At 37.8% G+C, this 20,438-nt stretch carries 18 protein-coding genes and 1 riboswitch; of the genes, 6 read left to right on the top strand and 12 right to left on the bottom strand.

Annotated elements, in window-relative coordinates:
- Nucleotides 1-35 precede the first annotated feature (35 nt).
- The 6 genes from VB711_RS07440 to VB711_RS07465 form a co-directional block, all read right to left on the bottom strand.
- Nucleotides 36-1,049 (bottom strand): ABC transporter ATP-binding protein, encoded by a 1,014-nt coding sequence (locus VB711_RS07440; RefSeq protein WP_323285193.1) that lies wholly within the window; start codon nucleotides 1,047-1,049, stop codon nucleotides 36-38.
- Nucleotides 1,046-2,137, bottom strand: coding sequence for an iron ABC transporter permease (locus VB711_RS07445; RefSeq protein WP_323285194.1), 1,092 nt, complete (start codon nucleotides 2,135-2,137; stop codon nucleotides 1,046-1,048). Before VB711_RS07445 ends, VB711_RS07440 begins: the two co-directional genes overlap by 4 nt.
- Nucleotides 2,137-3,315, bottom strand: coding sequence for an ABC transporter substrate-binding protein (locus VB711_RS07450; RefSeq protein WP_323285195.1), 1,179 nt, complete (start codon nucleotides 3,313-3,315; stop codon nucleotides 2,137-2,139). The genes VB711_RS07445 and VB711_RS07450 overlap by 1 nt, the downstream gene beginning before the upstream one ends.
- A 73-nt stretch (nucleotides 3,316-3,388) precedes the next feature.
- A complete protein-coding gene (locus tag VB711_RS07455; protein ID WP_323285197.1) occupies nucleotides 3,389-4,249 on the bottom strand; it encodes a (2Fe-2S) ferredoxin domain-containing protein in 861 nt (286 codons plus the stop codon).
- A gap of 175 nt (nucleotides 4,250-4,424) precedes the next feature.
- Nucleotides 4,425-6,506, bottom strand: a complete 2,082-nt coding sequence (locus VB711_RS07460) for a TonB-dependent receptor (protein ID WP_323285198.1) — start codon at nucleotides 6,504-6,506, stop codon at nucleotides 4,425-4,427.
- A 227-nt stretch (nucleotides 6,507-6,733) separates the two neighbouring features.
- The gene (locus VB711_RS07465) at nucleotides 6,734-7,144 is read right to left on the bottom strand and encodes a DUF1636 family protein (RefSeq protein ID WP_323285199.1); all 411 of its coding nucleotides are present in this window, start codon (nucleotides 7,142-7,144) and stop codon (nucleotides 6,734-6,736) included.
- 562 nt (nucleotides 7,145-7,706) lie between these two features.
- A riboswitch (cobalamin riboswitch) is annotated at nucleotides 7,707-7,850 on the bottom strand.
- A gap of 589 nt (nucleotides 7,851-8,439) precedes the next feature.
- Between VB711_RS07465 and VB711_RS07470 the strand changes: the two genes are divergently transcribed.
- The 5 genes from VB711_RS07470 to VB711_RS07490 all read left to right on the top strand — a co-directional run bounded on the left by VB711_RS07470 (nucleotide 8,440) and on the right by VB711_RS07490 (nucleotide 13,148).
- Entirely contained in the window at nucleotides 8,440-8,940 is a 501-nt protein-coding gene (locus VB711_RS07470) for a DUF2231 domain-containing protein (protein WP_323285200.1), read from the top strand.
- Nucleotides 8,937-9,551 (top strand): DUF2231 domain-containing protein, encoded by a 615-nt coding sequence (locus VB711_RS07475; protein WP_323285201.1) that lies wholly within the window; start codon nucleotides 8,937-8,939, stop codon nucleotides 9,549-9,551. The genes VB711_RS07470 and VB711_RS07475 overlap by 4 nt, the downstream gene beginning before the upstream one ends.
- A gap of 325 nt (nucleotides 9,552-9,876) precedes the next feature.
- Nucleotides 9,877-10,806: a cytochrome c oxidase subunit II gene (locus VB711_RS07480; RefSeq protein WP_323285202.1), complete on the top strand. Its 930-nt coding sequence runs from the start codon at nucleotides 9,877-9,879 to the stop codon at nucleotides 10,804-10,806.
- A 4-nt stretch (nucleotides 10,807-10,810) separates the two neighbouring features.
- Nucleotides 10,811-12,454 carry a cytochrome c oxidase subunit I gene (gene ctaD / locus VB711_RS07485; protein WP_323285203.1) on the top strand — a complete coding sequence of 548 codons (1,644 nt, stop codon included), beginning with the start codon at nucleotides 10,811-10,813 and terminating at the stop codon, nucleotides 12,452-12,454.
- A gap of 91 nt (nucleotides 12,455-12,545) precedes the next feature.
- Nucleotides 12,546-13,148 (top strand): heme-copper oxidase subunit III, encoded by a 603-nt coding sequence (locus VB711_RS07490; protein WP_323285204.1) that lies wholly within the window; start codon nucleotides 12,546-12,548, stop codon nucleotides 13,146-13,148.
- Between the two features lie 86 nt (nucleotides 13,149-13,234).
- On the opposite strand, the gene VB711_RS07495 is transcribed toward VB711_RS07490, so the two are convergent.
- From VB711_RS07495 to VB711_RS07515, 5 genes are all read right to left on the bottom strand, one after another.
- A complete protein-coding gene (locus VB711_RS07495) occupies nucleotides 13,235-13,399 on the bottom strand; it encodes a hypothetical protein (RefSeq protein WP_323285205.1) in 165 nt (54 codons plus the stop codon).
- Nucleotides 13,400-13,647: 248 nt separating this feature from the next.
- Nucleotides 13,648-14,229, bottom strand: a complete 582-nt coding sequence (locus VB711_RS07500; RefSeq protein ID WP_323285206.1) for a CPBP family intramembrane glutamic endopeptidase — start codon at nucleotides 14,227-14,229, stop codon at nucleotides 13,648-13,650.
- A 54-nt stretch (nucleotides 14,230-14,283) separates the two neighbouring features.
- Nucleotides 14,284-15,330: a DUF3326 domain-containing protein gene (locus VB711_RS07505; protein ID WP_323285207.1), complete on the bottom strand. Its 1,047-nt coding sequence runs from the start codon at nucleotides 15,328-15,330 to the stop codon at nucleotides 14,284-14,286.
- A 26-nt stretch (nucleotides 15,331-15,356) separates the two neighbouring features.
- Nucleotides 15,357-15,539, bottom strand: coding sequence for a hypothetical protein (locus VB711_RS07510; protein ID WP_323285208.1), 183 nt, complete (start codon nucleotides 15,537-15,539; stop codon nucleotides 15,357-15,359).
- 94 nt (nucleotides 15,540-15,633) lie between these two features.
- Nucleotides 15,634-15,951, bottom strand: coding sequence for a 2Fe-2S iron-sulfur cluster-binding protein (locus VB711_RS07515; protein ID WP_323285210.1), 318 nt, complete (start codon nucleotides 15,949-15,951; stop codon nucleotides 15,634-15,636).
- Nucleotides 15,952-16,649: 698 nt separating this feature from the next.
- Between VB711_RS07515 and VB711_RS07520 the strand changes: the two genes are divergently transcribed.
- The gene (locus tag VB711_RS07520; RefSeq protein ID WP_323285211.1) at nucleotides 16,650-19,823 is read left to right on the top strand and encodes a substrate-binding domain-containing protein; all 3,174 of its coding nucleotides are present in this window, start codon (nucleotides 16,650-16,652) and stop codon (nucleotides 19,821-19,823) included.
- Between the two features lie 237 nt (nucleotides 19,824-20,060).
- Here VB711_RS07520 and VB711_RS07525 read toward each other — a convergent pair whose 3' ends face one another.
- Nucleotides 20,061-20,435, bottom strand: coding sequence for a hypothetical protein (locus tag VB711_RS07525; protein ID WP_323285212.1), 375 nt, complete (start codon nucleotides 20,433-20,435; stop codon nucleotides 20,061-20,063).
- Nucleotides 20,436-20,438: the final 3 nt, after the last annotated feature.

Below are 20,438 nucleotides of genomic sequence, written 5' to 3' on the forward strand. Positions count from 1 at the left end.
GGGTATAGTACATTTTGAAGTGCGGAATGTGGGTTTTATAAACAATGCAAAAATTTAATCACTTCATACAACGAATGAAGTATAGACACAGACTGACTATTTGTAATTCGCCAAAAAACTACTTTAGAAGCAGATATCACCTCTACCGTAATTTGTGTATTTTTATCATCTTGTATAACTATAAATCCAACTCTTTTTAAAGCCCGAATAGTCCAAATAGCTGCAATACCTTCACCTATTAAATTAACCTCTCCTTTGTATGGTATATGTAGATGAAATTCCCCAGAAAATATATCAAATTCCACACCTTCACTGCGAAAAATATCAGTAAATGTACCATTTAATATCAAATCTTCTGGTGCGCCAACGTGTAAAATACCATTATTTCCCAATAACCAAACTTTATCAGCAAGACGTAAAGCTAAGTCTAAATCATGGGTAGAAAGCAAAATGGCTTGATTTGTATCCTGCGCTAATTGACGCAACAATTGCATAATCTCTACCCGGCGTGGTAAATCTAAAAATGCTGTTGGTTCATCCAATAACATCACAATAGGAGACTGTGCTAAAGCACGAGCAATCATGATTTTTTGTCTTTCACCATCACTTAATTCGCTAACATTGCGTTGTGCTAGATTTACCGCTCCCACAGATTTTATCGACCAATTAATTATATCTTCATCTTTAGATGTTAACTTTCCCCACCAGTCAGTATAAGGATATCTTCCCATTGTCACCAAAGCATAAGCCGATAACATTCCCACATCAATTTTTTCCGTCAATACCAAACTCAAACGTTTTGCTAATTCTTGTGGTGGTAATTTGTAAATATCATGGTCTAAAAGTCTAACCTCCCCAGCAAGTGGTGGTTGCATTCCCGCCAAAGTTCGCAATAAAGTAGATTTACCAGAACCATTATGTCCTAGTAAACAAACCAATTCTCCTGCTTGCAAAGAAACACAAATATTAGATGCAATATTACGAATAGTCTTTTGGGATGTCTTGTAACCTATATTCAGATTGTAAGTTGTCAGAATTGAGTTACTCATGACGGAAAAGATTTTTTTGAATTACGTTGTAGAATTACCCAAGTAACAACGGGAGTTCCTATCAAAGCAGTAATAGCATTTAAAGGTAAAACCATTTGATTGATCAGAATTTGGGAAAATAAATCAGCAAACAAAGCTAAAATAGCACCCATAATTATAACACCAGGGGTTAATACTCGATGATCTGAAGTATTGAAAACACTGCGACAAAGATGAGGAATCGCTACACCTAAAAATGCTATTGGACCACAAAAAGCAGTAATCGCTCCTGCTAATATTGATGCACTGCTAATAACAACAAACCTGGTTTTCTGCACCGTTAATCCTAAACTGCGTGCATAAGATTCACCTAATAAAAGTGCATTGAGAGACTTTGATTGTAGCAAGGCTATTAATAAACCTGAACAGATAACTGGGGTTAAGATAGCTAATTGTTGCCAAGTTACCCCGGTGAAACTGCCAAAAGTCCACATTATATAACTTTGAATACGTTCTTTTGAACTAAATTGCAACAGAATACTCACTATTGCACTTGTCGCATATCCAAACAATAAACCTAAAATTAACAGCGTCATTGTGTCTTGCACCCGACGAGAAACAACTAACATCAACCCTAATACTGATGCTGCACCAAAACTCGCAGCTATAACTAAACTAAAATCACTAATTATTCCTAGATTAGTTAATAATGTCGGTGCAGTTGTGCTTACAGTTAATAAAAGTAATGCTACTCCTAAACTTGCACCAGAACTAATTCCTAATACAAATGGACCAGCTAAAGGATTTTTAAATAGGGTTTGCATTTGTAACCCACTCACCCCTAAAGCCGCACCTGCTAAAATTGCGGTTAAGGCTTTAGGTAAACGAAACTTGAAAATAATACTTGTCCATGTTGTTTTTTCTCCTTCTTGTCCCAGCAAAATCGTGATTACTTGATTAATCGGAATATCCACAGCACCTAAAGCTAAATCTAGTAGAAATACTAAGAATAAACCTAGTAGTAAAATTAAAAAAATTAGAGTTCTGATTCCAGGAACAACCTTTTGTTGTGGTAGAGAGGTTAAATTTTTAGATTTTGCACTTAACATTATTGAGTAAGTTTTTGGTAGTAAAATAGTTGATGGTTGGGTAATATTTCTGGATGAAGTATTTTAATCAAATCAGATAAAACTACATCTGGATTACTAATACCACTTTGCCAGTAATCATTACCACCATTAGCATTAATACGAGCGTTGTTATTATAAAGATTTCCTTTTTTGAAAGCCTTAAAATCACCATAGCGATTATCTTCAATAATGACATCTTTGGAATTATTCCAAGATTGTCTAAAATTCAACCAATAATCGGCATTAGCAGCACGTTCAAAAACAGTTTCAAAAGATATAGGTAAACTACCAGATGATTTATCCTCACTCCAGAGATAATTTGCTCCTGCGTCAGCGAGATATTTAGCAACATAACTGTTACCACCAGGTGTATACCAAGTCCCTTTAAAATTGAATCCTACAAAAACAGTTGGACGTTTTTTAACAGCTTTAGCTTTAACAACGATATCTTCATACTTATTGGCAATTTCAGCAAATATCTTTTCGGACTCTTCCTCTTTATTAAAAAATAAAGCAGTAAATTTCAACCATTCACTTCTTCCCAGTGGTGTATCTTCCATATATTCAGCATTTATCGCTACTTTTAATCCAGCTTCTAACAGTTTAGGAAAACTGTCAATTTGTTTATTTCCAGTACCAAAAGTGGTAATTAATTCAGGATTAAGTTCTAAAATTTTCTCGACATTAACACTAGAATTATTCCCAACAGATACCACACTACCAGCTTTGATTCTATCAATAAACTCTGCTGTAGTTACTTGCTTGATATCGCTAACACCAATTAACTTATCAACAAGGTTTAATTTAGCAAAATGTGGTAAATGAGTTGTAGAAAGAGAAATCACAGAATTTACAGGTGTAGTAAATATCTGAGATTCTTCAAACCCTTGTGGTATTGGTGTACCGCATTGAACCAAAACATATTTAAACCCCGTTTTAGCATCTTTCCAAGGATTTTTAATCGTCACGACTTTATAGTTGTTATAGTATTCAACTGCAAAGCCCATTGCATGAGTAACCTTCACCTTATTGGGAAAATAATCAACATTAGCATCATAACTTTGAACACAGCTATTATCAACTGAACTAACAACCGGACTATTTTTAGAACCTTGACAAGAAACAACAACTAAAAACAACTGAAATAGAAAAATCATTTTCCATATTGTTCTTAATTCTCTCTGTGCCTCCGCGCCTCTGCGTGAAAAAATAACCCTAAAAAAACACCAACTAAGGATATATATATTCAACAACCTTATTCCCCTCTACTAAATGTTCCTGTACAATTCTTTCTGCAACTTCCGGCTTAACACGACTATACCAAGTTCTATCAGTAGAATGATAAACAACAGGACCCAACTTACAAACTTGTAAACAACCACTTGTTCTAACTTCCAAATCTAATTCCGCTTTTTCAATGGCTGATTTTAAAGCATCAAAAGTAGGTTGCCATTTTCGAGAAGGATAACAACGTCCAGATGTACAAACTGCAAGATAGGCACATTTGAGAGGGTTTTTAGTAAAAGGAATTGGTTTTTTACCTAATACATAAATATCTCTAAGTTCCTGATAAAAATCTAATTTTGTAAAATCTCCCTTACCTTCAGGAAGCAAATTTTCATCCTCTACATAGGGATTAGGTAAAAATATTGTCATAGCTTTTTCACCAGCACCATTCCAAAATTGAATACCCCAACTCCTGGGTTCTCCCTCTGGATTTATCCGTCGATAAAATGCACCCTTATTAATCAAACGTTGTTGTCTTACTTCGATAGAAGTTTCTGCATTAGGTCCTCCTAAAGTTTCTTCGATACATAAATGGAAATGCCAATCTCTAGTAATTACAGTTAAATATCCATCATAGAGAACACATTTTTTAGGCGCTTCGTGAAATTCCAATTCTAAAACACTACCTTGTTCCAGGTGTCCTAAACCGACTTGATGCCAATTTTGCTGAAATAAAGTATATACCAAACAAGCAAGGATATCACCTTGACAATCAAAAAATTCATATTCAATTTGCCAATTACTCCCCGTCGCTTCAATTGTTTTTTCATTTACTGGTGTTACCCAACAATTAAAATCAGCCATAAAATACCTTCCTTGTATTAAACTTTTGTGCTTTTTTAGTGAAATAAGGTGCGTCAGAAACTTAAAATTAGTGATTTTAGCCTAAATTATTCTGTCTGACGCACCCTACAAGAGACATTAACTGTGAGATTTATATAACTCATAACTCTCTAAAATTCTGCGTGAGAAAACAATATTAAAACATAGCACTAAAACCAAGTTGAAATCCTCTACCTCCGTCTGGAAAACCTGGAAACAATTGATAACGCTGATTAAAGAGATTTTCTAGGCTACCTGTAACTACCAGTTTATCAGTTAAAGGTACGCGAATTTTAAAATCAAAGGTGGTATAACCAGATAAAAATTCTGTATTGATATTATTGGTAGGATATCCATTTAAGGAATTCATTAATAAACCCAAATACAAACCTTGAGGATTTTCATAGGAAACTCCTAAATTTAATTTATCTGCACCTGCAAACCGCAATTCTTTGTCAATTTCTGCGGAATTGGAACTTTTTAAAATGCGTGGATCATTTGCAGTATAATTGATGAAGCTATAAATGTTTTTGGCAAGCTGCAAATTCAATGTAGCTTCAATTCCTGTGGTTTCCACTAAGCCAATATTTTCCCAAGTTCCTGTATTACCATTTACTGGTGGTGTCAGTCGCTTAAAGGCTATTGTATCGGATACATTATTTTTGAAAAATGTTAATCTTAGTAAGCCAATATTACCAAGTTTTTGGTCAATGCCAATATCATAACTATCACCTCTTTCTGGTTTAAGTTCTGGGTTGCCAATATTGCTAGGATTGACATTAAATAAGTTAGCAATGGTAGGAACGCGGAAATTTTTGATGTAGTTTGCTCTTAAAGTAGTTGATTCAGAAACAGCAAATTTTGTTCCTACAGATGGGGATGTGACTGAACCATTTACCAGGCTGCTAAAGTCTTGACGTAAGCCTAAATTAACAGTTAATTTAGGGATTAAGGCTACTTCGTATTTGGCAAATAAGGCTCCTTGATTAATATCATTATCGTAGTTTAATCTTTCTTGATTAGTAGAATAGCTAAAGGAAGTATTGCGAACATTGACAGTGCGATAGTCAAAGCCATAAACTAAATTTTGGTCTTTAGCAAAGTTCCAATTGTGTGTGGTTTGAATCCCGTAGGAAGTTTGGTTAGTCTCAAACCGACTTGAACCACTAGGATCAAAACGAGTGTTCAAAAAATCACCATAAATTCTTGCTGTTAATAAAGAATCATCCCCATCTCCTAGTTTTAAATTCCAGGTTAAATCACTCAAGATTTGATCTGTGTATTTACGATTTTTATCTGTGAGTGAATTAAAGAAACCTTGTCCATTGACTGGAAAAGGAATTGGAACTCCTCCCGGTACTCCCTGTTCTTTATTTAAGTATAAAGTCGAGAAACTGAGGGTATTCCGTTTTCCTAAATCTGCTTCTAATTTGAGATTAAAATTGTTATAAAGTGCATCATTATTTTCTCGAGTTCCTGAAAAATTAGCTTCGGGAATAGAAAAAGGATAATTATTTTCTGCTTGGGTACGGTTGTAACCTATAACCCAAGAGATATCATCTTTTTTGCCGCTATTTTGAATACTCTGTTGGTTCAATCCATAAGCACCTAAATTGACTTTAGCTTCTGTAGTAATTTTCTCTGTGGGACGACGGGTAATAATATTAATTACTCCCCCAATTGCATCAGAACCGTAAAGAGTTGAACCTCCTCCTGGTAATACTTCAACTCTTTGAATATTATTGGTTGTAAATTCTGAAAGATCAAAACCACCACTTCCTGCATTATTAATTGGTCTACCATCAAGTAATATTAATACTTGACCTGTATTAGAACCACGAATGAATTGACCACTTAAAGCATTAACTTCTGTGCCAACTGTACCATCACCTAATATACCAGGCAGAAATTTGAGTGCTTCTCTTATGGTTCTAGCACCTTGTGCCTCCATTTCTTCACCTGTAATTACATAAATTGGACGGGTGGAATCTTTAACTGTTCCTTCTTGACGGAAGGGTGAAAAAACAGGTTCATTTAATAGTTTATCAATGACGTTTATTTCAATGTCAGCTTCTTTTTCTGCTGTGGTTTCTGGAGGATTTTGAGTAATTTGTATTGCGACTGGTTGTAAATTTTCTACTCCCATAACTTTGTAATTCTCAAACAATATACCCAAGGAGATAGTTACACTAGATGCAACAATTTTAATTCCCACTTTCGCAAATAAATTAGTAGACATTTTTTGATCTAAACACCTGGATAACTAAAAATTCGGTCATGAAAAAGTTGCAGTCTCTTTAGGAGGAGATTACGACAATAGGACTTGAATGAGAATTGTAATCATTCTCGCATGAATGGTCTAAAATGGCAATAGATATCTCCGAAAATTCAATATGCGTTATCTGGAGACCTTGTAGAGGGGTTCAATGGAACGTTTTTACATTCTTTTCTGGAGATATCTATTAATTAACAACAACTGACGCTTAAATTTGCCCACTTATTGAGAGGGGGAATCTTGGCTAAAATACCTTTTTTCAAGGGTTCTGGCCGTTCTGACCAAGGCAGCAAACCATCTGCTTTAGCATAGTATTGACTGGCACATTCTAATATTGCAGATGTACTTATATCTACGGTTAAATCACCAAAAAGATAGGTGAATTTTGCTGGTGCGGCAAAAGCAATGATACAAGCATGACTACAAGCACTCATACATTCAACCCCCTGAATGCAGAATTGATCATGCAAGTCGCTATGTTTTGCAAGTTTTTGAAGCTGTTGTAGTAGTTGTTCACCTTGACTTTGACCAATTCTTTTACCGTCTTGCCATTGACTACCACAAGTTGTGCAGACAAATAGACTATGTTTTTGATTGGACATTGATTGAAAAATATGTAAGAATAAGTTGGAAAAGCAGATTATTAGCCAATACTTGTTGGTGCTTGGGTTGTTCCCATCAGGGTTGCGGAGTGATGAAACTTATCCCTCCAGGACACTGGATGTTCGCAAAGCGTGTGAAAGGGAAGGCATAACCTAAGATTTATAAGCATTTGTTGGGTTGCTACAAAAATCTTTAACCGAACAGTATTGATATCTATTCCACATTTTTAGAAGAAACAAAAAATCACCGCAATTTTTTCTGTTCTTTTTGTGAAAGGTCGAATTGATTTTGCACGATTACTGATGGAATACAATCAAAGTTAGGCAAATCCTGTGTCTACAGGTTTGAAGATTTACTGACTGTATTTGACTGAGATGATTAGTAATTTTTAGGTTCTGATTAATCTTAATTAATCTAACTAGCAATTTAAGTTAGATATCTGGTGAAAGTTCTTGGATGTGTATTGGATATCTCCAATTTGTAGAGTCTTTATGGAGGTAAACCGATTAATTTTGATTGAAAGATTCATGATTTTAATCATCTGTGCCTCGCAGATGGATATAGTTGATGTTGATTTTCGGCGGGCATTCTGACTTTGAGAGTTATGTCTCATTACAGCTGCGGGACAGTGCTGGATTCACACCAAGCTTTCCCCGTTACCTCTGATGGGTGTTTTTCATCAGAACCGAGTTGCTGTGCTAACTGTATCATGATTGCGAGTTTTTAGATTGGATGATGATACATTTTGTAATAATTACCTGTCCTGTTGACGGTGTTTTGCTGCCTGTAATAAAAGTGATTCAGTGAGAGCGATCGCTATATTAACGCCATTATCCTCAATCAAATAAACTTCTGTGATTTTAATGACAAAAAAATAATTGTTAAATGTACGGTAGTAGACATCAAAACTTTTGCTTTTAACTTAATAATATTTAAATGAAGCAAGTGTGGCTAGATAAGTGCAGTTACCGCCTTGTTCTCTAATTCTAAAAGTTTTACTTTTAGTTTTTTGACAATTCACAAAAATTTACTTAACCTAAAGGTAGGGTTAGTAAATCGGACTCACAACAGCGATTAAATTTAGCTACATCAATGATTGCCGTTGCTGATGATTGGTATGAGGAAATGAGTTAACCCTAGATCATTTTCATAAATACAAAAGGCTCTAATCTGCTTTATTGTATAGCCTCACACAGATATTCTTCAAGACTTGTTGAGGTGTAACAATATAAGCGGGTATGTAGAAATTATTAAAGTGCCACTGAGCAGCAATCAATATGTCTAGGAGAATACAATGCTGAAGTATTTAACTTCATTGAATGACCATAACTTGCCTTATCCCGATACGATTCATCCAATTGTGGTTCACTTTGTAATTGCGATGATTTTATTCGCAGTATTTTGTGATTTAATTGGCTTTTTAACCGGGAAAACTAACTTATTTGAAGTGAGTTGGTGGAATATGTTTGTGGCAACGATCGCTATCTTTGTCGCCATTATCTTTGGTCAATTTGAAGCTGGTTTATCTCAACCCTACGACCTAGTTAAATCAGTCCTAAATTACCACACCCTCATCGGTTGGTCACTGTCGGGAATCATTGCCACAATTACCGCTTGGCGTTATGTTCTCCGCACCCGCGATCCTCAAAGATTGCCAATTCATTACATCGCCGCAGCCCTGGGTTTAACCCTAATTGTTGGCTTTCAAGTCTATCTCGGTGATCAACTCGTATGGGTGTACGGATTACACACTGTACCAGTTGTCGAAGCAGTAAAGGATGGACTTCTACCATGAACCCAGAATTAGTGACTCAATTAAATATTCAACTTGGTGCAAATGGTCTTCCTTACACCATTCCCATTCACCCCAATTTAGTCCATTTAACCTTGGGTTTATTCATTATTGGTATTACCTTCGATATCGTTGGTATGCTATTCCCCTTAGAAATGTGGGCATTTAAATATTTGGGCATTTCTGTAAAACGCGCCCAATTATTTGATGTTGGTTGGTACAACATGGTTGGTTCATCTACCATTACTTTTGCCACGGTAGCGGCTGGTTTTTATGAAATGTTTTTAGCAACTCCCGCATCTGATATTAAAAGTGCTTGGGGTCTAAAGGCGATGGAAACTATGATGTGGCATGGTATGGGAGGTCTTGTACTTTTAGCCCTAATTGTGGGCATGACTTTTTGGCGCGGTTGGCAACGTTATGTTTCCTACAAAGACGAAGATCAAGAAGTGCAATGGAGTTATATATTGGCAGGTTTGACAATCATGTTTGTGATGTACATTCATGGCACTTTGGGAGCGCAATTAGCCGCCGAGTTTGGTGTTCATAATACGGCTGATAGTTTGTTGCGTTTGGGTGAAGACGTTAATACTGTGCTGGGTAATAAGAATTAGGTAACAAACTCGGAACTTCAGGCTTTGAACTCGGAACTTCAGGCTTTGAACTCGGAACTTCAGGCTTTGAACTCGGAACTTCAGGCTTTGAACTCGGAATTTCAGGCTTTGAACTCGGAACTTCAGGCTTTGAACTCGGAACTTCAGGCTTTGAACTCGGAATTTCAGGCTTTGAACTCAGAACTTCAGGCTTTGAACTCGGAATGTCGAGATCAGAAATACTTCCTTTGTGTTGGAAGGGTACGGATTTAGTGAACCGCGTTGGCAAAGCCTCCCGTAGGGATAGACGCTAAGAACGGGAAGAAAAAGGAAGAAGAAGGAAGTTATGAATATCCGGCAAATTGTCAATTTTTTGACTATATCCACGGGGGCGATCGTTATTGGTTTAATTAGTATGGCGATCGGTAAAAGTGCTTATTCTTGGCTTCCCCCCCAAGCCGCAGCCGAATCTGTGTTGATTGATGATTTGTTTAGCTTTTTGGTAACTTTAGGTGCTTTTATCTTTTTGGGTGTTACCAGCACTCTTTTGTATTCCATTACTTTCCATCGCGCTAAATCTTATGATTTGAATGATGGACCCCACATTGAAGGTAATGTGACTCTGGAAGTTGTTTGGACTGCTATCCCCATTATGTTGGTTTTGTGGATTGCTACTTACAGTTACCAAGTTTATGAACAAATGGCGATTCAAGGGCCTAATGAATTGCTACACCTGCATAATCCCATGCAGATGGCTTCAGCCTATGCCGCATCCCCAGAAGAAGCACCAGGGGAAAATGCAGAGGAATCTGTGGAAAAGATTAATGTCCTGGCTAAACAATGGGCTTGGGTTTTCCATTACCCAGAAAACAATGTCACCAGTACAGAATTGCATTTACCTAGCGATCGCCGTGTTCGTCTAATTCTAGAATCAGAAGATGTACTCCACGGTTTCTACATCCCCGCTTTCCGTCTCAAACAAGATATAATTCCTGGTCGGGCTATTGATTTTGAATTTACTCCAATCCGCAACGGTAAATATAGTCTTACCGATTCTCAGTATAGCGGTACATATTTTGCCACCATGCAAGCAAACGTGATTGTGGAAGATTCCACCAATTATCACGAGTGGTTGGACAAAGCTGCTACCCACATCCCTACACCCGCACCTAATCAAGCTGCATCAGAATATGCCCAAGCAGCTAGTCGCAATCTCAAAACCGGTTGGGAAACTGTTAAACCCGCCGCACCTCCTTTAGTTAATTTCCCCGGTTAAAAAGATGACTAATATCGCCGTTAACAGCCCTGGTGAACAACATCACTCACCAACTGGCTGGAAAGAATATTTCACGTTTAGTACAGACCACAAGGTAATTGGGATTCAATACCTCGTTACCTCCTTTCTGTTTTTCCTCGTTGGTGGTATCTTCGCCATGATTCTCCGGGGAGAACTGATCACCCCAGAATCAGATTTGGTAGATCGCACCGTATACAACGGAATGTTCACCATGCACGGAACTGTCATGCTGTTCCTGTGGACATTTCCCTCTCTAGTTGGTCTAGCTAACTATCTCGTACCCTTGATGATTGGGGCGCGAGATATGGCTTTTCCTCGCCTCAACGCCGTCGCTTTTTGGATGGTTCCCGTGGTGGGAATCCTCCTGATGAGTAGCTTTTTCGTTCCCGGTGGACCCGCCCAAGCTGGTTGGTGGTCTTATCCCCCTGTCAGTTTGCAAAACCCCACAGGTCATTTAATTAACGGTCAGGTTCTTTGGCTTTTAGCGGTGGCGATTTCCGGTGTGTCCTCGATTATGGGGGCTGTGAACTTTGTCACCACTATCGTCAAAATGCGCGCTCCTGGGATGGGTTTCTTTAGAATGCCCCTATTTGTTTGGGCTGTATTTAGCGCCCAAATTATCCAATTATTTGGACTTCCGGCTTTAACGGCTGGCGCGGTGATGCTGTTGCTAGATTTAACTGTGGGTACTGCCTTTTTTGACCCCAGTAAAGGCGGGAATCCAGTGATGTTCCAGCATTATTTCTGGTTTTATTCCCATCCGGCGGTGTATGTGATTATTCTGCCTGTGTTTGGGATTTTTTCGGAGATATTCCCTGTTTATTCCCGCAAGCCTTTGTTCGGCTACAAAGTCGTGGCTGTTTCTTCGATGTTAATCGCCGTTGTGAGTGCGATCGTCTGGGTACACCATATGTACGCCAGTGGTACTCCTGGTTGGATGCGGTTGATTTTCATGTTAACTACCATGTTTGTTTCAATCCCCACAGGGATTAAGGTATTTGCTTGGGTAGCAACTATCTGGGGCGGAAAATTGCGTTTAACCACGCCGATGTTATTCGCTTTGGGTGGGTTGATCATGTTTGTTTTTGCTGGTATTACCGGCATTATGCTTTCTTCTGTGCCGGTGGATATTCACGTTAACAACACCTATTTTGTAGTTGGTCATTTCCATTATGTTCTTTACGGAACAGTGACGATGGGGATGTATGCAGCCATCTATCATTGGTTCCCTAAAATGACTGGCCGGATGTATTCGGAAGGTTGGGGACAAATTCACTTTTGGTTAGCTTTTATTGGTACTAACCTCAACTTTTTGCCCATGCACCCTTTAGGTTTACAAGGGATGTTACGTCGGGTTGCTTCCTATGCACCAGAGTACACTGGCTGGAATGTTGTGGCCAGTCTTGGTGCTTTCTTGTTAGGGATGTCTACTTTGCCTTTCATTTTCAATATGTTGATTTCTTGGATGCAAGGTGAAAAAGCATCTAATAATCCTTGGAGAGCGATCGGTTTGGAGTGGACAATTTCTTCTCCACCACCTGTAGAGAATTTTGAAGAAATTCCGATTGTGATTAGTGAACCTTACGGTTATGGCAAGTCTGAGCCTTTAATCGCTTCTCAAGAATAACGAACCGCAGAGGACGCAGAGAACACAGAGGAATAAAATCTTTTCTTCTTTGCGACTTTGCGCGAAACTCTAATTAAGGAGAATTTAACCAATGGATAGTTCCATTAACCCCGATGAGTTACATCACAGTACAGAGGAACATGAACATGATGAAGAAGGCAATAAAATGTTTGGTTTTATTGTTTTTCTCTTATCCGAAAGTGTCATTTTTCTAAGTTTTTTCGCTGGATATTTTATCTACAAAACTACAACGGTTAACTGGCTACCTGCGGAAGTTTCAGGGCTGGAAATTGTAGCACCTGCGATTAACACGGTGGTTCTGGTTGCTAGTAGTTTTGTGATTTACTTAGCAGAAGTAGCTCTCAAACGCGATAATTTACAACAATTCCGCCTATTTCTTGGCGCTACAATGCTGATGGGCAGTTACTTTTTGTATGGACAAGCTGTGGAATGGAGTGAATTAGAATTTGGCTTTACGGATGGTGTATTTGGTGGAATGTTCTATTTACTGACAGGGTTTCACGGTTTGCACGTTTTCACCGGTATTCTGTTGCAGTCAATTATTTTATTGCGTTCTTTCATTCCTGGAAATTACGATAACGGTCACTATGGTGTAAATGCAACTTCGTTGTTTTGGCACTTTGTTGATGTAATTTGGATTGTCTTATTTCTGCTTATCTACGTTTGGCAGTAGAGAGAAAAGAGAATTTAATTCTGGTTCGTAATGGTGGCTCAAATGCTGATTACGAACCAGTTAAAATTTTTATTTTTAAATCTGTCTCAATAGTTATTATCAGCTACACAAATACCTTTACATTTAATACCGTTTGTAGCAGTCCGTTGACAATGAGAACATAGAATTTCTTCTTTTTCTGATTCTTTATCTATTTTTAAATCGGGTTTTACCTGTAGATTATCTTTTTCGGACTGGAGTTTTACATTCATTATAGCAATTCCCATTTAAGTGATGTACAAGCAGTAATAATTAAACGCAGATGGACGCAGATGAAAGCAGATAATTTTGTACTTCATTAGACGAAGAAAGGCTATAGATTTAGTATAAGTATTCAGGATCTCAGACTAATAAAAGCTTTTCGATTCCAATATGATGATTTCGAGAAAATCTAACTTCTCTCTACTCCTGATTTCATAAATATTCTGACTCCTGACTCCTGACTCCTGGGTTCTTATATCTATTTCTGCTGTATTTTCCACCAATAGCTAGATAATATATTGGTGACAATATGGGCAACAATGGGTACTAATAAATTACCACTAAATAGGGCGCTATATCCTAAAATAATGCCGATAATTGTTGCCCAAACCACGTAAGGCCATTGTTCTGCACCACTCAAATGTAAAACACCAAAGCATAAACTTGAGATAACGACAGCTAAATGATTACCACCTAAAGCTGGCAACATTACTCCCCGAAATAATAATTCTTCACTTAATCCTGGTAGCAATCCTAGCCAAATCAAATCTGGTAAGGCTAAAGGCTTGAGTACGAGTTCTAAATAATAATTTGCGCTTTGACGATAGCGGGGAATCAAACGATAGGCTAAACCACTTAAAACTGTGATTGTTACACCTAACCCAAGTCCTAAAAATACATCTCTTGTATACCAGTGCCATTCAAATAAAATAATATTGTCAAAGCGTAACCACAACTTGGCAATAATCCACAAAATTATGGCTGTTACACCCATAGCCACAAGGATTTGGATGCGTGTTAAATAGGGGATTTCTGGTTCTTGGTTTTGTTTTTCAATCACGAGTATTTAAGGATTTGGAACTGAGGATACAGAAAAAATATGAGAAATTTTGATCTACAATCCATAACGTGGACTAATAGCAGATAGATTAATGTTGGCTTTATGAGCAAGCAAGACACCTACAGCTTCTAAATAGGAGTTTACCTGAATGGATTTTATCCCCAATGCTGAAGCAGAAACTTCTATGAGAGTTTGATTTTCTGTCACTGTAATTATTTGACATTGCTGTTGGCTTAAACTGAGTAAGGCACTGCTACCACAGGCATTTGCGGGGGCGATCGCAGCATCAACTTGATCTGCCCAAATATCTATTGCTAAAGAATTGGTAAGTTCTTTTTTGACAATAAATTGGGGGGCATTACTCAAGCCAACTAGAACACAGGGTAGAAAGGTGTAACCCAGTTCTTCGGCGGCTGAACGAGGGGACAAGTGAGGATCAACAGGTGATGGAGCAAGGGCGGGAGCATGGGCGCAAGGTATTTGAAATGTTCGCACTAATAAATGACTAATTACTGCTTCTGCACCTGCTAGGGGATCTACGCCTTTACCATGTCGGTAGTTTTGGGCTGCCTGTGGATCTATGTTATCAGGAAACCGGGCAACTACAGCGATCGCTGTTGCTTTCTCTTTTGTAATCAATTTCTCGGCTGCCCTTAATAAACTATCTGGGTTGCCAATTGTCCCCCAACTTACACCAGATGGAGATGTACGCAATTCCACGTTTAAGGGTGCATCGGTAATTACAGGTTTTGTCACCGTCAACCCTAGAGTTGCCCTAGCTGCATCGGCTGTTTGCAGATGTCGCAACATTAATTCTGGTTCAATGCCCTGGTCTAAAAGTAACCCAACTCTGTTACCATGAACAGGACGTAAACCCCATTCTCCAGCCGCGAATTTGTCAAGACCATAACCTTCTACATAGAAAGCATTGGGGATATTCCAGTATAAACTAGCAGCATTTAAGACATTGGGATGAGTAATTAAGCGATCGCACACCTGTGAAATTAATTTAGCTATTGGCAAACCGTCTCCGGCATAACCGCCAATAGCTGCCCCAATCCCCGTGGGTATCATTAAAATGGCTGTATATGGGCGTTGCATAGAATCTCAGGGCAAATCCCCAATATTCACTCCACGCTGACTGTAGTTACAACCGCTTCCACAGTTGCCTTTTGCTGTTCCTCATCTACAGAAGTAATTGCCCAACGGAGTGCTTCACCTTGTTTTTTCAATTCTGTCTCTATTGCTTGTTGTAATTCTGTGGGCGTTTCTTGGAGATCAATTTCTGCGGTTATAAAATGGGTAGTCATGGCACTAAATTTTGCGTATTGATGATTTAATCATAGCAAGGATGGAGAATTAAAATGAAATACCATAATTCAGTCTCTATCCCTCCTTTTTTAACTATTTTTTACCAAATTGCAACTGATAAACTACGTCTTCTTTTTCTGTTTCAATTTTTAAATCAGAAAGCGGTTTAGCAATGCAAAGCAATACATAGCCTTGTTCTTGTAATTCTAGACTGACACCCATACCCTCACTTTGATCTACTTTTCCCTGGGTAATTTGACCAGCACAAGTTGTACAAACCCCAGCATGACAAGAAGCAGGGAAATCTAACCCAGCAGCTTCTGCCACTGATAAAATAGTTTCATTTTCCGGGACTTGCAAAGTGTGGATTTGCTTTTGGTGGGTAATTTCTACGGTGTAGATATTGGTCATAAATCTAAACTGGATATCTCAAAGGTAAAAGACTATCTTCTATATGAGATCATAATCTAAGTTGCTATGACTTACGCACTAAGTAGGACTTGCATAAAAATCTTTTGGTTAGGAGTCAGGAGTCAGGAGTCAGGAGTCAGGAAGAAGAATAGAAGACAATACTGCTCGGTTAAACAAATTTGTGAGCCGAAAACCCCTGTAGGGACGAGAATCCCTACCCATGGAACGTCTCTACACTCCTTAACCGAGAAGTATTGGAATAGAAGAAGGGCAGAGCAATACCCTCGTACTTTTATTTACATACACGAGTTACGCATGGGATACGAAACATCAGGGTTTGAGATTGTTACGGAAGCCTCACAATGACGAGAATACGTTAATCTTCCGTAATTCCTGAAATTAATGGGTGTGGGTGCAAGGTATGGGAAATAATTTAACTTTGGGGAAATGAGTGATTATTCATAAATCTTTATAAATTAGAAACACGGTAAATTTATTGTCAAATAATCACAAAAATCAATTATCGACTAATATTACTAGCATATTCGATAGACTACACTGAAGTTTATATTTATCCTTAGTCACTTTGGTAACTTGGATAAATATATCAAAGTTGTATAATTAGTCTATCTCTTACAGAGAGAGAACATCTTGAGTAAAGATAGGCTGGCAATTTCCTTGATATTGATAAGGGATTTATGTGGCAACAAGAGAAAAAAGATAGTGCAATTCTTAGTCTGGGTTTATGGCTGGCCTTAGCTACAACCCCAATGGCAGTTAGTTTCTTGATATCAGCACCTTTGATGGTTCATGCAGCTAACAATCCTACCTTTCCATTACCGGAAACCGTGGAAAAGGGAACTGTCGTACAAATTGATGGTTCTATTAACCTGTTAGCAATCAATCAAAGCCTAAAAACCGAATTTGAGCAACAATTCCCTGGGACGAAAGTAGAAGTTGGGTATAATGATACTGATGTGGCGCTGAAATATTTGCTAGATGGCAAAATAGATGTGGCAACGATCGCCCGGGGACTAACCCCAGAGGAAAAAGAGCAAGGTCTAGAACAAATCCTTTTACACCGCGAAAAGATCGCCATCATTGTAGGTGCAAACAATCCTTTCAAAGGAACTTTAACGAGTACACAATTCGCTAAAATCTTTCGAGGAGAAATTACAGATTGGTCAGAATTGGGAGGAACTGCGGGTAAGATCCGGTTTATAGATCATCCTCCAACCAGCGAAACTCGGAATAATTTTCGTCCATACCCAGTTTTTAAAACTGCTGAATTTGCCACAGGTTCTAATGCTATACAAATAGCTGATAATGACATTGGTAAAATTATTCAACAGTTAGGGAAAGACGGTATTAGCTATGCGATCGCTAATCAAGTATCCCAATTAGTAAATGTCCGAGTGATCAAGATCGATCAAACTCATCCCAATGATTCTACATATCCTTTTACCCAACCTTTGGTTTACGTTTACAAAAAAAATCCTAGCCCAAAAGTAACGAGTTTTTTAGGGTACACTCTCGCATCCCCAGGAAAAAAGGCAATAGAGTCAGGTAGAAAAGATGAAGCTGCTGCTATCTCTACTATGACATTGCAAAGTTTTACTCAGGTAAATTCCAATACGATAACCAATGAAAACACATCTGTAGCAACTACTTCTTCCCAAGAAACAGAATCAACACCAATGTCTCAATCGAACTATCCTACTAACGAAAAAACCAATAAAACACCTAGTCAAGATAGTTCTGGGAATGAGCCTGAGTTGATGAATGCTATCAACAATAACCCTTTGTTAGAAGAAAATGTACCAATTTGGATGCTATTTCCTGCTATTTTAATATCTGGGTTTGTTGGGTCTATACCTTGGTTATTTGGTGGAAAACGCCAGCTTAATCAAACAAATAATTCATTACAAGCGCCCACTTCTAATGTGCCAAATAAAGAAATCAAGCCAACAGAAATTAATTACCAATCACCTTCAAATAATAGTAAATCTGAATCAACTAACAATACAACTTTAGCAGATAGTAAACCAGAACAAATAAGCAATCTTGATATTGCTACTGATAACATTACTCTTGATTGTGGCGAAGTAGTATGGGACACCGAAGCACCAGTGGTTGTTCCTAATTCTCACTATTCCCAAATTCAAAATGATGCAGTTAATGGAGAAAGATTAACAGATAATTCCAGTATTTCGTTATCAGAATTACTCGATGCACCAGCAGCATTAGCTCAAAATAATTCCAGTATTTCGTTATCAAAGCTATTGGATTCACCAGTAGAATCGACTTCAAATAATTCAACTATTTCATTGTCAGAATTACTAAGTTCATCAGTTGTATTACTTGAAGAAAATACTACTAATTCATCCCCAGACTTACCAGATATAGGATTAGAAGTAGGTGAGAATAATCTCACTAATTCATCCGCAGAGTCACCGGATATAGGATTAGAAGTACCAGCAAATGATTCCGTTACGTCATTGTTAGATTTGATTGATATGCTAACAGAAGCATCTAATGATGATTTGACAACTTCAGAGGTAGAATTAACTGGTGATTCGACAAATTCGCTATCAGAATTTATTGATGTACTAGATGATGGGTCTGAATTGGAAATACCGATAGATGAAATAACAATTTCTGATTCTAAGTTACCAGATAAGTTAAAAGAGTTATGGTATTCGTTAACAAGTAAGACTCAAATCAAAGGCGATTCGACAGAAGAAGTATCTGAGGAATTACCAGCAGCAGGTGATATTTTAGCCACAAATGAACTTTTGAGTGGTAGTAATAAAACTGAAATCAACGACGGTTTGCTAGAAGAAGTATTTGAGGAATTACCAACAACAGGTGATATTTTAGCCACAAATGAACTTTTGAGTGGTAATCATGAACCTGAAATTAAAGGCGATTCGACAGAGGAAGTATTTGAGGAATTACCAACAACAGGTGATATTTTAGCCACAAATGAACTTTTGAGTGGTAGTAATGAACTTGAAATCAACGAAGGTTTGGTAGAAGAAGTATCTGAGGAATTACCAGCAGGAGGTGATATCCTAGCCACAAATGAAAGTGATGCTTTAATTGAACTGTTGAGTGGTAGTAATGAAACTGAAATCAACGAAGGTTTGGTAGAAGAATTATTTCAGGAATTACCAGCAGCAAGTGATATCCTAGCCACAAATGAAAATGATGCTTTAATTGCTAGTATTGATGAAATTTCAAGCAATCCCCAATTAGAGTTACTAGAAGAAAGCAAAACCACAGAAATTATTAGTTTATTAGATGTGAGTGGTGACAGTAGTATTGTTTTCACACCTAGAACTCCTAAATGGGCTTATGTTTCTTGGTATGTTCCTGAAACTGAAAAGGAAGTGCTGCAAAAACAAGCTAGTATTCTTTTAGCTGTGCGTCTATACGATGTCACAGATATGGATCTTAGTTATGAAATTCCCCAGCTAATACAACAATATGAATGTGAAGAAGCTGTGGACGATCGCTATGTGGCTATTCCTCTGGGCGATCGCGATTACATGACAGAAATTGGTTATGTTATTAATGGCGATCGCTGGTTGTGTTTAGCCCGTTCTGGTACTATTCGTATTTTCAGTCGTCCTAGTGCAGACTTCTGGTTAGTAACAGACACTGAATTAATTATTCATGGGGCTACTCAACCAGGTGCAAAAGTTACGATTGATGGTCGTAATCTTACACTCAAATCTGATGGAACTTTCGAGTGGCGTGTTCCCTTTGTCAATAACACGGCTAACTATCTGATGACAGCCACAGCCTCTAATGGAGAAGACATTAGAACTGTTAATAAAAAATTCTCTCAAGATAGTTCACAAAATTAGAAGTTAAAAAAAAGGGGGTTTTTTACCCTCCTTTACTTCTTAATTTAATGGTCAAAAGCAATTATTTATAGGTTGGCGAGAAGGATAAACAAAAAGTTTGGTAAAAATGGTAAAAAATCACATAAATAAGCGTTTAGCTTATAAGCTAAATTGGAATATTAAACTCTTTATACAGTGAGTAATAGGTTAAAAACCCTTTAATCATTTATTGATTTGACTCACTAGATGCTATGCTTGTTAATCTTCTTTAAGTCGCGAATAAATCTCTAAACAACTCCCTGGCTTACGTTCAAATCCTGACTCGGCCATTTGTATGTAGGAATTTAAAGTATCTATATTTGTAGACCAATCGAATCCAGCCGCTTTATTCTGCTTCGCATTCGCGTAAATCATTCCCGCCAATTTATCTTCGGATTCAAAACATAATGTTTTAAGTTTATCCAACTTTTGCCGATAGACTGCAATATCAGCAGCTTCACGCTTGTCATCTTTTAAAGCCAAGCCCTTGGCGAAGTCAATTTTTTCATTACTGGATACAGGGGTTGAAGGTGTCTTTGATCCTGCACACCCGACAAGTATTGCTGTCATTAAACCTGTAATAAACATTTTCATGGG

Origin of the sequence: Cronbergia sp. UHCC 0137 (genome assembly GCF_034932285.1) — a bacterium.
GTDB lineage: Bacteria > Cyanobacteriota > Cyanobacteriia > Cyanobacteriales > Nostocaceae > Cronbergia.

What these genes read in the sequence shown, in the direction of transcription:
- VB711_RS07510 (WP_323285208.1), bottom strand. Translation starts at nt 15,539, where the DNA reads ATGACTACCCATTTTATAACCGCAGAAATTGATCTCCAAGAAACGCCC.
- VB711_RS07495 (WP_323285205.1), bottom strand. Translation starts at nt 13,399, where the DNA reads ATGAATGTAAAACTCCAGTCCGAAAAAGATAATCTACAGGTAAAACCC.
- VB711_RS07460 (WP_323285198.1), bottom strand. Translation starts at nt 6,506, where the DNA reads ATGTCTACTAATTTATTTGCGAAAGTGGGAATTAAAATTGTTGCATCT.
- VB711_RS07520 (WP_323285211.1), top strand. Translation starts at nt 16,650, where the DNA reads ATGTGGCAACAAGAGAAAAAAGATAGTGCAATTCTTAGTCTGGGTTTA.
- VB711_RS07525 (WP_323285212.1), bottom strand. Translation starts at nt 20,435, where the DNA reads ATGAAAATGTTTATTACAGGTTTAATGACAGCAATACTTGTCGGGTGT.
- VB711_RS07490 (WP_323285204.1), top strand. Translation starts at nt 12,546, where the DNA reads ATGGATAGTTCCATTAACCCCGATGAGTTACATCACAGTACAGAGGAA.
- VB711_RS07505 (WP_323285207.1), bottom strand. Translation starts at nt 15,330, where the DNA reads ATGCAACGCCCATATACAGCCATTTTAATGATACCCACGGGGATTGGG.
- VB711_RS07440 (WP_323285193.1), bottom strand. Translation starts at nt 1,049, where the DNA reads ATGAGTAACTCAATTCTGACAACTTACAATCTGAATATAGGTTACAAG.
- VB711_RS07470 (WP_323285200.1), top strand. Translation starts at nt 8,440, where the DNA reads ATGCTGAAGTATTTAACTTCATTGAATGACCATAACTTGCCTTATCCC.
- VB711_RS07480 (WP_323285202.1), top strand. Translation starts at nt 9,877, where the DNA reads ATGAATATCCGGCAAATTGTCAATTTTTTGACTATATCCACGGGGGCG.
- VB711_RS07450 (WP_323285195.1), bottom strand. Translation starts at nt 3,315, where the DNA reads ATGATTTTTCTATTTCAGTTGTTTTTAGTTGTTGTTTCTTGTCAAGGT.
- VB711_RS07445 (WP_323285194.1), bottom strand. Translation starts at nt 2,137, where the DNA reads ATGTTAAGTGCAAAATCTAAAAATTTAACCTCTCTACCACAACAAAAG.
- VB711_RS07465 (WP_323285199.1), bottom strand. Translation starts at nt 7,144, where the DNA reads ATGTCCAATCAAAAACATAGTCTATTTGTCTGCACAACTTGTGGTAGT.
- ctaD (WP_323285203.1), top strand. Translation starts at nt 10,811, where the DNA reads ATGACTAATATCGCCGTTAACAGCCCTGGTGAACAACATCACTCACCA.
- VB711_RS07515 (WP_323285210.1), bottom strand. Translation starts at nt 15,951, where the DNA reads ATGACCAATATCTACACCGTAGAAATTACCCACCAAAAGCAAATCCAC.
- VB711_RS07475 (WP_323285201.1), top strand. Translation starts at nt 8,937, where the DNA reads ATGAACCCAGAATTAGTGACTCAATTAAATATTCAACTTGGTGCAAAT.
- VB711_RS07455 (WP_323285197.1), bottom strand. Translation starts at nt 4,249, where the DNA reads ATGGCTGATTTTAATTGTTGGGTAACACCAGTAAATGAAAAAACAATT.